Below are 14,568 nucleotides of genomic sequence, written 5' to 3' on the forward strand. Positions count from 1 at the left end.
TTTAAAGGTTAAAGTAATTACAAATTTTTCTATCGTTCTTTTCAATAATGTCAAATGCTATCCCAAAGATTTCATGTAAAATATGTGGGTTGATAACCCGATGTGTGGTATCGTTGTAACATATTTTACCATCCTTGAGGGCGATAATATAATCGGAATATTGCGCTGCAAAATTGATTTCATGGATGACAATAACAACCGTCTTTCCTAATTCGTCGACCAACCGACGCAGGGTTTTCATGACATGTACCGAGTGTTTCATATCCAGGTTATTAAGCGGTTCATCCAAAAGGATATAGTCCGTATCCTGTGCAATAATCATGGCTATAAAGGCTCGTTGACGTTGTCCACCGCTAAGCTCATCAATATACGCATCGGCAAAATCCTGTAAATCAGAGAATGCAATTGCTTCCTCTACTTTCTGCCAATCTGTTGCAGTCAATCTTCCTTTACTATATGGAAAACGTCCAAAAGCAACCAAGTCCCTAACCGTAAGCTTCACATCCATCTGATTGGACTGCTTAAGGATGGAAAGCTTTTTCGCCAATTCGCTACTTTTATAGTCTTGTAGCTTCTGCTCCATAAAAAAGACATCCCCTCCGTCCTGTTTTAACAAACGGCTGAGAATGGAAAGCAAAGTACTCTTTCCGGCCCCATTTGGACCAATAAGTGAAGTAATGGCGTTGTCCTTTATCGCACCATCCAGCCCATCAACCACTTTTTTCTTTCCGTATTCCTTGACAATACCTTGAAAGACTAACTTATTTTCTTTCTGGTTCTCCATATTAGATACATAAAATATACACCGCCAATAAAGTTAATAACAATACTGACTGTCGTGGAAAAGCTAAGCACATGTTCTATAAAAAACTGCCCTACAATCAAACAGATGCAGGATACAGCGCTACATAACCATACGATATGTATATGCTTCTTAGCCTTAAATAGTTCGTACGTCAGATTAGTCACCAGGATTCCCAAAAATGTGATTGGCCCGACAAGCGCTGTAGAAACGGACACCAGCAAAGCAATAATCAGCATGTACAAGCGGATTAATTTATTATAATCCAATCCTAAATTAATTGCATGGTCTTTCCCCAGAGCAATAACATCTAAGTACTTGATGTAACGAATCGCAATCACCAAAGCAACAAGTAGCGTTCCGGAAGCAATCCCTAACAATTTTACATTCATCTTAGCGAACGATACGAACATAAAATTCTGCACGATGGAGAATTCGTTCGGATCAATCACCACATGCATAAACTGGCTTAGTGTATTAAACAGGGTTCCCATCACCATTCCTAACAGCAAAAGATAGAAGATATTTTTCCGCTGGCGACCAAAGATTAAGAGGTACATAAAAACCGAAAAAAACAACATCAATAATACCGCATAGAAAAAGTTTTCCTGCTGGGAAATAACGTTGAAGGCTTTATCACCATAAACATAAACGATAAGCGTCTGGAAAAGAATAAAGATAGACTCATAGCCCATAATAGATGGGGTAAGTATCCGATTGTTGGTTATGGTTTGAAAAATAACCGATGAGAATGCCACACTGATGCCTACGATAATCATGGTAGCCAATCGTATTCCACGACGGCTTAACACGTAATCGATGTTATTCCCCATGTTATAGGTAATGAACAGGATTACCGCAATGACCAGAATAATTAATGTTATTATAATCTTCTGCCGCTGCTTCATTTACTTCTTTTTAAAATCAAGATAAAGAATGTTACCCCGCCGATTATTCCTACGGTCATACCAATCGGAATTTCATACGGGAACACCAATAAACGGCCAAGAATATCGCAGACCAATAATAATACAGCTCCCATAAAGGCTGTTAGAGGCAAAGCCCGTCTGAGATTGTCACCAATTAACATACTTACTACGTTAGGAATGATAAGCCCTACAAAAGGGATAGCCCCAACCGTCACTACCGAAGCGCTCACGACTAAGGATACCGAAAGTAGACCTATATAAACAATCGTGTGGTAGGATAATCCCAGATTTTTGGCAAAGCTCTCGCCCATACCTGCAATAGTAAAACGTTCTGCATAGATGTAGCTAATAACAACGACTGGCAGAATGATATAAATCGCTTCATACTGTCCTTGCAGCACTGCAGAGAAGTCTCCTAAGAGCCATTCCTGTGTGTTCTGCACAATATTATGCTTAAAAGCGAAAAAAGTCGATACGGACGCTAATATACTCCCGAACATCAGTCCGACCAAAGGAATAAAGACAGTGTTTTTATGTTTCACCTGTTCGACAAAGAAGATGAACAGCAGCGCACAGAAGAAAGTAAATACCAGGGCAGATAGCATTCGAACGGTCAACGAGGCTTCGGGAAATAAGATAAAAGCAAACAGTATCCCCATCTTGGCTGCCTCAAGCCCTCCTGAGGTAGTTGGAGAGACAAAACGATTTTGCGACAACTGCTGCATAATAAACCCGGAGATACTCAGACCTGCACCAACCAATATCAAAGCCAATGTACGGGGAATACGGCTTATGACAAATACCATAAGTTTATCCTCATCTCCCAATAAGTCCGTAAATCGAATATCCTTCACCCCTGTAAACAACGAAATCCATGCTAAAAGCAGGATACACGCTATACAGACAATATAATAGACTAAACGCTGGTTCTTTATCTTCAAGTTATTTGTGTATAAAAATGGGGGTGTTTGAAAAATAAATCGTCACCGTCATTGCGCGGAGGAAGAATAACGACAAAGCAATCTCGTGACAATAAAAATGCAGATTGCTTCGTCGTTGCACTCCTCCATCGCCAGAGGCGAGGCACGGCGCAATGACGCATTTTTTTACGTTTTGAGCGTCTTTTCCAAACACCCCCAAGAACCACAAAGGTATTAATTAATTTTTGTTACGGTGTCACCATTGGTATCTACCACAACAGGCTGTCCTTCAACCGGACGTCCACCTTTCGTCTTATTGATGACATACGCAGCACCTTTAGCATCCACTTTCACGTGGTTCGGGTGCGAACCTGTAGGCAGATCGGCTAATACAGCATACGTATTGGCATCAATAACGGTAGTTGTACCAGTTTGACGGTTCGCCGAATAAAGACGGTTTTTCACAGGATCGTAAGCTATACCAATAGCACCGGCACCTGTTTCAATGCTTTTCAAGACTGTACCTTCTGTATCCAGCACAGTTACTGTACCTGATTTCTGGTTGGTTACAAACAGACGCTTGCCATCACTCACAATATTCACCGGTGCTTCACCGCCCGAAGGAAACGATTTTTCGATCGCTTTTGTCTTCGTATTGATAACTGCAACCGCGTTTTCACCCATATTGGTTACATAGATTTTATCTTTTGAATCTACGAAAGCCATACCTGTAGTGGTCTTTCCTGTATTTGGAATCAAGTGCGAGAAAGTATTCGTTTTACCATCTATTACCCAAATTGAGCTTGGATCACCTACATCACTGACATATACCAGGTTATTATCCTCATCAACCAACACTTCGCGTGTGTGCGATTTTTCACCGCCGTGGTTGACTGTCGCTAACAATTTACCTGTCTTCAGGTCAACTGCACTTACGGAATTGGTACGGGTATTCGTAGTATAGGCTATCTGCGTTTTGGTATTGATACCGATACCGAATGGTGGATTATCTTTCAGGCTGATGCTGTCCACAATCGCTAAGCTTGACGGGTCAACTTTATACAAAGCGCCGCCCGGATTTGTTCTGGAACCTGCACCTGTAACATATAAAAGGCCGTCGTTCGGATTAATTACTGCTTCGTACACACCAGTGCCGGCACGTGAAGATTTATCCACAGTCTGTGCGTTAACATTTACCGTTGCTATAACCGCTAATCCGGTCGCTGCAAGCAACCAGGCGAATTTGCTCTTTTTTGCTGCAAAATTATTCGTTGTCATCATAAACTATAGTTGTTAAGTATTAAAGTGTATATAAATAATTAATTAAAAAATTCTTTGGGTAATCCTGCGTAAAAACGCCTAAAAGCACCCTGCCAGTAAAATGCTCCGTGTTTTCCTTTCGGGTCTATATCGACAGCCTTATCCAAGGCAACAGCTGAATCGGCGAATTGAATAAATTCCTGCATATCCTTTGACAGACTTGCATATTCGCCCTGTCCCATCCGTTTGATTTCCTTCTCTCCGGCATAGAAATAATATCGTTGTTGTTTCAGCAAGTGACTATGCCTCTCCACAGCCTGTGCAAAGAAATGATGCAATTCGTCCTTACCGACCCAGATCGACGGCGAAAACACGCCTAAGACACCAAAGTGCTCCGGGTATTGTAGTCCGGCGTATAAACTTAAAAGACCGCCCAATGAGCTACCGACCATTCCAGTGTGCTCTCGATCTTGAAGAGTCCTAAAGTTATTATCGACATAGGCCTTAACAACTTCCACAATATCCTGTAGATACGACCAACCTAATGACTGTTCTATACCCTTATACGGATGTACGATATATTGCTTTTCCCGCTCTGAAAATTCAGTAGGATGTTCAATCCCTATAACGATACAAGCCTGCGCGGAACTATCAATAGTCTCGTCTACCATCCATTCTACCGGCCCGGACCTCCCTACGGCAAAAGCTTCGTCAAAAAGATGCTGTCCGTCATGCATATAAAGGACAGGATAACGTTTTCCTGAAGTGTAATAATCCTGCGGAAGGTACAACCATATTTTCCGGTACACATTCAAACGCGGAAAATAAAAACGCTCATCCAGTACGCTTACCTGTGGACTTGCCGTAGATGCTGAAAATTCATCGCGCCATGCATCGATATGCATATGTACTTCGCTATCCTGCTGTACGGTTATTTCATGAGCAGGCAACAAATGACCGTCCTGGCCACAATGCAGGGTCTCCCAACTTCCACGTGTTAATTTGAGCTCCAACTCCCCTGCAGGAATATTATTTAACGTAACCTGCAAATTTTCGCCTACTGTAGGAATTGCCCCTATTGGTAAACCGTCCGCTTGCCAACGATGCACATTACTTGCCAAATAACAGGTTTCACCGATAAAGCTTTCGCTGTTATTGTGCACATGTACGGTTACGGTAAACGTTTCTTTTGACATGAACTTCTCTGTTTATTGCTTATCTATTGAGATTGATAATTTAATATGGCCTCAATAGCTGATTAAAAACGCAGCTAATTTAGATAGATTCTAAACAAAAAGCAACATTTATCTGTAATTAATCTAAATTACATTATATTTGCAGGAAATTTAAAGCAAAACATGTACATGAAGTACAGATTATACAGTATTATCTTTTTAGTTTTCAACATTGTCTTTGCACAAGCGCAAAGTGTAGGCGGTATCCATGGTTCTATTTACACCGAAAAAGGTCAGCCTTTGGCCGATGCTACGGTAAGAATCGGTTCACAAAGCACATCGTCTTTGAGCAATGGGGCTTTTAGCATCAACAACATTCCTGCAGGAAAACATGCTATCCAGGTATCAGCTATAGGCTATCAGACTTTTCAGGACAGCATTCTGAAAACCGCACAGGACGATTTAAAACTGGAAATCCGCTTATTAGCAAATGGGCAAAGAATCCAGGAAGTCAGTGTGACAGGCAAGTCGGAGACGCAACAGGTACGCGAGCAGACGATACGTGCCGTTGTGGTCGATACTCGCGCGGTCTCCACGCAGGCTACTACTCTTACCGACCTCATGAACCGAAGTACCGGCGTGCGTATCCGTCAAAATGGTGGGTTGGGCAGTCGACCGGAAATATCCATTAACGGTTTTCAGGGAAAAGCAATCAAGTACTTTAAAGACGGCATTCCTATTGATTATATGGGCGACGGTTATAATATTGCCAGCCTTCCTTTAGAAGTATTAGAACGCATCGAAGTGTACAAAGGTGTATTACCGGTTTCTTTAGGTGCAGACGCCTTAGGCGGCGCGGTTAACCTTGTCCCTGCCAAACGCAGAGGTGCACAGCTAAACGCTTTCTATGAAATAGGTTCATTTAACACGCATCGTATAGGCGTCGTCGCATCACGCGAGAGCAACGACCAAAAATGGGCATATGGAACGGAGTTATTCTTCAACCATGCGGACAACGATTATAAGGCTTTAGTTGGCGTACGCGATCCTAATACCGCCAATCTGGAATATAAACGCATGCGCATGTTCCATAATGGCTTTGAAAACTTTTACGGAGAGGCATTTGTTGCCCTTCAAAACAGAAGCTGGGCGGATGAGCTGCGCCTGAGTGTGGCGGGCTTTGCTTTAGAACGCGAACAACAGCACCCGGCATTGATGACCGATGCTTATGGTGCAGCAATGGGTAAACAACAAACTGTCGTACCGAGCCTGCGCTATAAGAAAAGCTTTCTGGACGGAAAATTATCCGTAGATCAATTTGCTTCATACAATAACCTGAAAACCCGTCGCATAGACACCTTGATGGGCAGGTATGATTGGTATGGTGAATTTACGCCAAACAGTACACGTGGTGAGAGCCGTCTACCTTCGCTCTCCCGCGTCAATGAAAATCAGTTGATTCTTCGAACCAACATCGGTTATCAAATTAACCCAACCACTAAATTGGATTTTAACTATGTCTTTACCGATGCCCAAAGGGACGGTGAAGATCCATACGGACCTCGATTGGATGGTACAGATATTGATGTACTTTCTTTACAATCTACTTATCAAAAGCAGGTATTCGGCGTATCCTTGGATAAATACTGGCTTGAAGAGAAGCTACATAACCAGTTGATGGGTAAGTATTACCGTTACAATGCTTCAGGTATACAAAACACTTGGTTTTCCACGAATATTACCGAGGCTGACAAACGCAACGTATCTGGAAATTACTGGGGTATTGCGGAAGCCTTGCGCTATCGAATAACACCACAGGCTTTTGTAAGGGGTTCTTTGGAATATACCTATCGTTTACCGGAAAGAGAAGAACTCTTTGGCAATAATATTTTTGTGGTACCGAACTTTGAACTGGAAGCGGAGAAAAGCCTTAACGCCAGTTTAGGTTATCAGCAGACCTTTGCCGGGTCGTTGACCGTAGAAGCCAACACCTTCTACCGGAATACAAAAGGGCTGATCTTATTGGTTCCTATCCAAGCGCCCAATGCACAGTACCAAAACCAAGAAAATGTTCGAGGATTTGGTTTCGATTTAGATATAAATTACCGTTTTGCGAAGCATTATAGAGCCATGGCTAATGCCACATGGCAGAATTTACGTTTACACGGCATTACCAATGCGCAAGATCTTTGGAAAAACGATGCCCGCTTGCGCAATACACCTTATTTCTTTGCTAATGCCGGGATACAATCTGATTATAACAATGTCTTCTCGACCAATGATAATCTGAAGGCCTTCGTCAATTACAATTTCATGCGGGAATTCTATCTGGAAACCATTCCGAAAGAATTAGAACCGGGCGGTTTCTTAGGGCTGTCAGGACAGGCGAATATCAATTCTAACCTGCGTATCCCTAACCAGCATTTGCTGAATGCAGGCTTCACCTACAAATTACCTACTGGCCATATCCATCTAGGTGCGGAAGTACGTAACCTTCTGGACAAGGATTTGTACGATTATTACCGTGTACAACGTCCGGGCAGAAGTTTTCATCTTAAATTGAGTTATCAACTTTAAATAGTCAAATAAATATAAATATCATGAAATCATTAACATTAAAAACAGGATTACTGGCCGTGGCGATGGCAACCCTTTTTACAGGGTGCTCGGATGATGATACACCGGGGCCTGGCAATCATGGGACAGACAAGTATGTATTGATCACCATGAGCGAAAATAACTTAAATAAACCTGGATTCGCTACCGCATTTGATGCCTTGCCTACCGGTAGTATCGTTAACAATAGTAGCCAAAGTAAGCAAGGTATGGGATTTGGTGGTTGGCGTCCTTACGGCAATTGGTTGCTAAAGATGTTCAGTATGGAATCCAACGCTTTAGGTATTGAACGCTTAAAAGTAGATGCTGACAGAACAATAAGTAGTGATAAATTTATTGCCACAGCAGATAACAAGACCAATGGTTCCGGAAACTTCGCTATTGTGAATGAAACCTCCGGTTACTATTGGGATGGTGCGAAACCTTTGGCTATCCAGACTTTCAATCCAACAGCCATGAGCAGAACCGGCGAAATTGACTTAACAGCTGCTGTTAACGAACGTGGTGAAAACGAAGCAGATATTAAGTTTCGTTCTATCGGACAAAAGTTTCTTGCTGTTAAAGGTGGTAAGCTCTATGCCAATATTACTTATGCCAAGACTGATGGTCCACAAAAAGGTTTCTGGGACGATTTTTATGAAGACGTGTATATCGCTGTTATTGACATAGCGACAAATAAATACGAGAAGACCATTAAAATCGAAGATACAGGTTCCATTGCCTATATCAACGACAACCACATGTACGATTTTGACACCAATGGTGATTTATACATTGTTACCCAAGGCAGAAGTGCTCTTGGCGGTAAATCTAAAATCTCCCGTATCAAAGCCAATGAAACAGATGTTGACAAAACTTGGGGCCTGAATATGGATGATATTCAAACAGGTGGTAAATTCGTTTCGGTATTTGCTAAAGACGGAAAGATTATCACAGTTATTCCTAACACCGCTCTAATCCCAGGAGGTGAAGGAGTAGGAAACATTAATTTTGAAGATATTTGGGAATTCTATAGTATCGACATTGCTTCCAAAGCACGTACAAAGATTTCAGGAATCCCTGCGGTGACTAACCCAGGCGCAGCATTCTGTGCGATTGAGATCGATGGAAAAGTATTACTTCGTGTAAACACCAAAGATGGAAGCAAGAACGGTTATTATCAGCTGAACGGTACGCAGGCGACTGAATTGTTCAACGTAACAGCAGGTGGTTCGGTATCGGGCTTATATAAAATTACGGTAGAGAATTAATTCCTATTATAATTAAACGGAAAAAGCTTGGCAGTCGCCAAGCTTTTTCCGTTTTTAGAACAAATCCAATTCAGCAATTGCTAATAGCGGCTTCTCCCCTGCCACCTCCGTTGCTGTTATGCGTACATACCTTGCAGCGATTTTCTTTGCGAAACGATGTTCTCTCTTTGAGGGATCATTCACCAGATTCCCAAACTCAAAATCAGAAGCTTTCTTCCAGACTTTACCATCTCTGCTAACTTCGATGAATCCCTTTGCCATCATACCACCATTGTAATAAGTTTGTGGTGTGTAGATCATCCCCTCTAATTGATGATTTTTCCCCAAATCTATCGTTAGCATTTGTGGCGTTTCACTATCCGCTATTTGGAAGAAAGTTTTCGTATCGGCATCAAAAGCCTGTTCTGCAGGATATCTTTTACCAACACGTGCATCCACAGCTTTCCAGTCTTTTTTAGGGATACCAACCGTTTCGGTGGATACTGCTCCTATCTCACCGTTAAAAACAGCAACAGCACTCACTTTTGCCTGGGCTTGTATAAAAGGGCCATTATATTGCGGTGATTGTACTGTCGGGATGGTTCCATCCGTCGTGTAATGCACAGTGTAACCCAAATTCAGGTTTTCTGAAGCATTCTCACCATGCGGTTTCCAATTGAACTCCTGTTTCAATGGTGCAATAGTTACCATGCCATCCACATCTTGCTGAATCTGCAGTTGTGGAGGCCTTGTACGGTAGTAATGGGCTGATACCGTACTGAGGGCTGATAGCAAGCGAGCCTGCGTTATACGCAATCGAATTTTATCTGTCGTCACTTCAGGAAATCGAAGAATACGTTTATAACCAATATTGGTCGCTTTGGCAATCTGTTTCCAAGTACCGTCAACCCAAGCCTCAACAACATGAGCTTCTATGCGTTCACTATGGGTTGCGACCGCCTCCTGCAGCAACAATCTATTAAACGTTATCGGTTTTTTGGTTTCTATGACTAAAGATTCTCCTTGGTTTAAGAGTACAAAACTTTCATCATTATTATCCAATAACTCCTTTGCGGTATTTGCGCCTTTTAGCAGATTCTGTCCGTAGGTTTCTTCAATCCGCTTTCCTGTCTCCTGTAATACGCTGACATCTACGTCAGAGAACCTGCCTTCCCTATTGGGCGGAATATTCAATAAGAAGGTAGAATTTCCACCTACTGACCGTTCGTAAATATCGAATACATCGTCCACACTTCTTACCTTTTGATGGGTGTTGTCCCGATAAAACCATCCCTCACGTATAGAGGTATTGGTTTCTGCCTGTTGGTAATGCAAGAGTGAAGCTCCATATAAGTTTTTACGACTACCGATATCATCACTTTCCTCACTATCAACGACAGCAATCCGCTTCAGTGAATCCGTAAAAGGCAATACATTCCATTCCGTTTGTCGCGTAGCCCCCGACTCATTCCCGCACCAACGTATATCTTCACGGCCAAAAACCACCGCCTCAGGTGCTAATATACGGATAACTTCCATCCAGGCCGCATAATTATATTGCTGGTTTCCTTTACGCTTAGGATGCGCACCGTCAAACCACACTTCATGTATCGGACCATACTCGGTCAATATCTCAAAAAGCTGGTTCAGAAAGTATTCATTATAATCATCCACCTCAAAAGTGAACGTTTTCTTATTGGCAAATGGTCTGTCTCCTACCAAGCTCGGTATGGTTCTCTTCGTGTATTTGCTCAAATTACCATATAACCCTTCCGGGTTTTCAATCTGATAAAGATCCGCTGGAGATAGGTACACCCCCAATTTGAGTCCATACTTTTGACAAGAAGCGGAAAGGTCTTTTAAGATATCACCTTTTCCACCCCTGAAACCTGTCGACATGACTCCATGGTCCGTGTAACGGCTCTGCCACAGCACGAACCCATCGTGATGTTTTACCGTCAGGATAACCATTTTCATCCCTGCAGCTTTCAATGCTTCGCACCATTGATCTGTATCAAGTTCCTTAAGATCAAATATTTTAGGGTCTTCCATACCGTTCCCCCATTCCATACGGGTAAAGGTGTTAGGGCCAAAATGGATAAACGCAATAAACTCATTGCGCAAAGCCTTCAACTGATTAACCGTAGGAACCACATGTGCAGCTTTCTCTATAATCTTTTCTTTACTGTCCGTCGGGTCTATCTTAATGGTATTCGAAATGTTTATTCCACTATCTTGTGCTTGAGCACAGAACAGCATTGCTGGCAAGGTCAAAAAGCTAAAATACGTCTTCAATTTCATTATTTTCCTCCTTTTGTATACTGGTCAAATCCATAAAATTTCACCCAATCTATTTCCATTTCAATGGGCAATTCTTCTGCCTCCACTTTTCCTGCCCAAGACCCACCCAATTGCATGTCCAATAGCAGATAAAACGTATGATCTTTGAAAGGAAATTGCCCTTCTTTATCGGTTTCTATTCGAGGGTACGTATGGGTTTTCTGCTCATTCACAAAGAAAACCAAGCTATCCGGATGTATTTCGACCGCGTAGGTGTTAAAGCCGTTCGGGTCAATCTTTCCGGTTGATCCTTTTTTAGGTTCATTTATTCCAAGGACGTGGGTATAATGGCTGTGCACGGTCTGGTATACAAAATCATCGTGATTTAACCGTTCCATGATATCCACTTCGCCGCCTCCCGGCCATTTTCCATCCTGAGGCAATAACCAGAAAGCCGGCCAAGCACCTTTCGCATCCTGCAATTTGGCACGTATCTCCCAGCGCCCAAATCCAAAGAAGACCTTGTCCCTGGAATATACTCCGCCTGTAAGAAAAGGCGCGGTATCCTGTGGAGCGAGCGTGTTCGCCATGCCGCGCAGGATCAATTTACCATCACGCATCGCATACAGTGTGTCTTCATCACTCATATAATTATTCCAATCGGATGTCCCTCGAGGTATTTTCGACCAGTTTTTCTGATTAAAGCTCCCCTTTTCCTTAAAATGCTCTTGCCAAACAAGTTTACCTTTCGATAATTGCGAAGGTGTTGAACAGGAAGACCAAAGCATCCCTCCCATAAGAATAAGTGTATAACTTAAGTTTACAATTTTTTTCATATAGCTAATTTTAGCATATTATCCTGTTCGGTCAAGTCTTGAGGTAACAGCAACCGATTGTGTAATAAGAATATTATTAAGTAGTGATTTACGTCACAGTGCTTGCAAAAGCAACAGATTATGGGTAAATTCAAAGAAAAATACGATAGCCATGAGAAAGATATTATTCCCCACCGATTTTTCAGAAGCCGCAAACAATGCTTTTTTATACGCCCTGAACCTCGCTAAAGAGATGCAAGGCGAGTTATATGTCCTGAACACCTATATGCAACCCGTATTATCTGCCAATCATGCGGGGCAGCCGGAACTTATCCCAGAGGTTTATGAAAATTATGAATTACAGCAGTTTGAAAACTTCAAAAGGCATTCTACTAAATTGCGTGAATTAGCAAGTGAACATGGATTAGCCGATGTGGGCATGACCTTTTTATTCCAGGAAGGAACGGTAGTTTCGAATGTACAACGAGTGATTGACAAGGAAGACATCAAACTAATCATTATGGGTACAAATAGAGCTGAAGGTATTATCGACAAGCTCTTCGGTTCTAATACAGTGGGCGTTATCCGTGGTGTTAAGATTCCGGTACTTTCCGTACCGAAAGAAGCCAAATTCCAAGGAATTAAAGAGATAGCTTTCACCACCCTATTCCGTGAAAAAGACGAAGCTGCATTACATGAAATCATGGAAATAGCACTCAAATTTGGTGTTAAGGTGAAATGTATCCACGTGGTCAAGGATAATAGCGCAGATGTAATCGGTATAGCAGAAAAATGGCGTAAAAACTATCGTGAAGAAAATCTAGAATTCATTTTCCTTGATCTAGAAGAATCAGTAGCCAAAACACTCAACAAGTACCTTTCCGAACATCGGGTTGACTTACTTTGTGTGATTCGGCGGAACCGCAATCTTTTGGACTCCCTGTTTCGCTCAAGTATCAGCAGTAGTCTAAGAATACACACCAATACAGCAACCATTGTATTCAACGAAGGGCAATTTAATTAATCAAGATGCAACAGATCATTAAATTGGTACAGGAGGCCAAACTTGGAACTGAAAAAGTTACCAAGCATACTTTACTTATTGACGATAAACAGCAAGAACACGGAGCCTTATTCTTTATTGAGGTAAAAGGAAAAAACTATAAGATTTTGGTACCTCCTCCGCACCATGTAGCCCTCTTACAAGAAGGAGGCCCTACCTACCAACAGGTGCTCCAACACAAAGAGGCTATGTTGCTGAAGTAAAGCTTACAGCAATAGGCTGTAGGCATTAAGCTTTAAATAATTATACAGATGCCTACGGTTTATAGCTTACAGCCACAACCTTTATTTTAAAAACCTATAAGGTTTTTATATATCCATGAGAAAAATAGGGTCTCACGAACACCTCCATATCAGGAAAACCTTATAGGTTTAAATAGAAAACTTTAAAATAATATAAACAAATAAGACTTAAGCCGGGGAGACTTAAGTCTTATCAAAACTAACCAATTATAAACCTAATTATGAATGTACAATAGTATAAACAACATCTATGCCAAAATGGAATTATTAATTAAAACCTAATTTTAAACTACAGAATAAAGAAAGTCTTAGGCTTTAACGGTTCCGGTAGTTCTTCTTCGCCAAGCAATTGTTTGATGTTAATCTCAATATTACGGGCTATAGCTGTGACAGGTGTATCACTGGGACGATTACGAAAGGGGTCTTGCAGGTTATAAGCTGTTTTATCAGCAAGAAAAAATAAGGCTGCGATAAGTACCAGTAGCGGGATTTCGAAAACAGCATGCACATCCTGTATAGCAATCGACAAAGTAATCAGGAAGAGATAGATTGCAAAGTGTAGAAAAAGACGATATGTTACAGGGAACACGGTGGTGTTTATACGTTCCGCTTTACCCATGGAGTCCACAAGACGTACCAGCGTCTGATCCAATTGCACACGATAAAATTCCGGAATGGGTTGTTCAGTCGTCACTTTATTGATCCTTTGTGACTGCATTTGGGTAATGGCCAACGGTACATTCTTATGAAGGCTGAGATTCTTGAGTTCCTCGGACGTGAAATCAAGTTGTCTTGCGAGTGGATTCAGTCCCCGTAGAGAATCGCCAAGTGCATAGCACCACGCAATCTGTTTATAAGCAACATATCGGATAGTGTCAGTATATCCCGCATCGAGGTAACTTTGGAGCTGTATAACAAGCGAACGGGAATCATTGACAATAGCACCCCAGATTTTTCGTGCTTCCCACCAGCGTTCATACGACTGGCTCATTTTAAAAGATAGTAATACGGATATAGCTGTACCCAAAAATGCAGGTACACCTAAAGGCATATCCGGTAGCCGATCACCCAAAAAATAGGTAAAGGCATTAAAAATAAGACCTACGATGGCAACTAAAATTACTTCCCGCTTTACTTTACTAAGCATGTAACGCACGGGAATCCGAGAAGAGTTCAATATCATAATCTTACAAACAAAGATTTTTTGGATGTGTTTTTACTTCTGCTATTTTTTTAC

General features: G+C 41.7%; 12 protein-coding genes. 4 read left to right on the forward strand and 8 right to left on the reverse strand.

All coding sequences use genetic code 11. The annotated features are described in order from the left end of the window. Nucleotide 1 precedes the first annotated feature (1 nt). The 5 genes from BM375_RS00125 to BM375_RS00145 all read right to left on the reverse strand — a co-directional run bounded on the left by BM375_RS00125 (nt 2) and on the right by BM375_RS00145 (nt 5,107). On the reverse strand, nt 2-784 hold the full coding sequence (locus tag BM375_RS00125) for an iron ABC transporter ATP-binding protein (protein ID WP_093363150.1): 783 nt from the start codon (nt 782-784) through the stop codon (nt 2-4). Then, a complete protein-coding gene (locus BM375_RS00130; RefSeq protein WP_093363151.1) occupies nt 757-1,710 on the reverse strand; it encodes an iron chelate uptake ABC transporter family permease subunit in 954 nt (317 codons plus the stop codon). The genes BM375_RS00125 and BM375_RS00130 overlap by 28 nt, the downstream gene beginning before the upstream one ends. Next, nucleotides 1,707-2,672 (reverse strand): ABC transporter permease, encoded by a 966-nt coding sequence (locus BM375_RS00135; RefSeq protein WP_244525774.1) that lies wholly within the window; start codon nt 2,670-2,672, stop codon nt 1,707-1,709. Before BM375_RS00135 ends, BM375_RS00130 begins: the two co-directional genes overlap by 4 nt. 213 nt (nt 2,673-2,885) lie before the next feature. Next, nucleotides 2,886-3,932 (reverse strand): YncE family protein, encoded by a 1,047-nt coding sequence (locus BM375_RS00140; protein WP_093363152.1) that lies wholly within the window; start codon nt 3,930-3,932, stop codon nt 2,886-2,888. Nucleotides 3,933-3,970: 38 nt separating this feature from the next. After that, entirely contained in the window at nt 3,971-5,107 is a 1,137-nt protein-coding gene (locus BM375_RS00145) for an alpha/beta hydrolase (RefSeq protein WP_093363153.1), read from the reverse strand. A 168-nt stretch (nt 5,108-5,275) separates the two neighbouring features. Here BM375_RS00145 and BM375_RS00150 point away from each other — a divergent pair, with 168 nt between their 5' ends. Beyond that, nucleotides 5,276-7,663, forward strand: coding sequence for a TonB-dependent receptor plug domain-containing protein (locus tag BM375_RS00150; protein WP_170852541.1), 2,388 nt, complete (start codon nt 5,276-5,278; stop codon nt 7,661-7,663). 23 nt (nt 7,664-7,686) lie between these two features. After that, nucleotides 7,687-8,952, forward strand: a complete 1,266-nt coding sequence (locus BM375_RS00155; RefSeq protein WP_093363155.1) for a hypothetical protein — start codon at nt 7,687-7,689, stop codon at nt 8,950-8,952. Nucleotides 8,953-9,006: 54 nt separating this feature from the next. Here the strand turns inward: BM375_RS00155 and BM375_RS00160 are convergent, their stop codons facing one another. Beyond that, nucleotides 9,007-11,232, reverse strand: a complete 2,226-nt coding sequence (locus BM375_RS00160; protein WP_093363156.1) for an alpha-L-fucosidase — start codon at nt 11,230-11,232, stop codon at nt 9,007-9,009. Beyond that, nucleotides 11,232-12,047 (reverse strand): glycoside hydrolase family 16 protein, encoded by an 816-nt coding sequence (locus tag BM375_RS00165; protein ID WP_093363157.1) that lies wholly within the window; start codon nt 12,045-12,047, stop codon nt 11,232-11,234. Before BM375_RS00165 ends, BM375_RS00160 begins: the two co-directional genes overlap by 1 nt. A 151-nt stretch (nt 12,048-12,198) precedes the next feature. Between BM375_RS00165 and BM375_RS00170 the strand changes: the two genes are divergently transcribed. Both BM375_RS00170 and BM375_RS00175 read left to right on the forward strand, forming a co-directional pair. After that, complete coding sequence (locus BM375_RS00170; protein WP_093363158.1) at nt 12,199-13,050, forward strand: universal stress protein; 852 nt, start codon at nt 12,199-12,201, stop codon at nt 13,048-13,050. 5 nt (nt 13,051-13,055) lie between these two features. Further along, nucleotides 13,056-13,292, forward strand: coding sequence for a hypothetical protein (locus BM375_RS00175; RefSeq protein ID WP_093363159.1), 237 nt, complete (start codon nt 13,056-13,058; stop codon nt 13,290-13,292). A 328-nt stretch (nt 13,293-13,620) separates the two neighbouring features. Here the strand turns inward: BM375_RS00175 and BM375_RS00180 are convergent, their stop codons facing one another. Then, nucleotides 13,621-14,478, reverse strand: coding sequence for a bestrophin family protein (locus tag BM375_RS00180; RefSeq protein ID WP_244525775.1), 858 nt, complete (start codon nt 14,476-14,478; stop codon nt 13,621-13,623). Nucleotides 14,479-14,568 lie beyond the last annotated feature (90 nt).

The organism is Sphingobacterium wenxiniae, from assembly GCF_900116225.1.
GTDB classification, from domain to species: Bacteria; Bacteroidota; Bacteroidia; order Sphingobacteriales; family Sphingobacteriaceae; genus Sphingobacterium; species Sphingobacterium wenxiniae.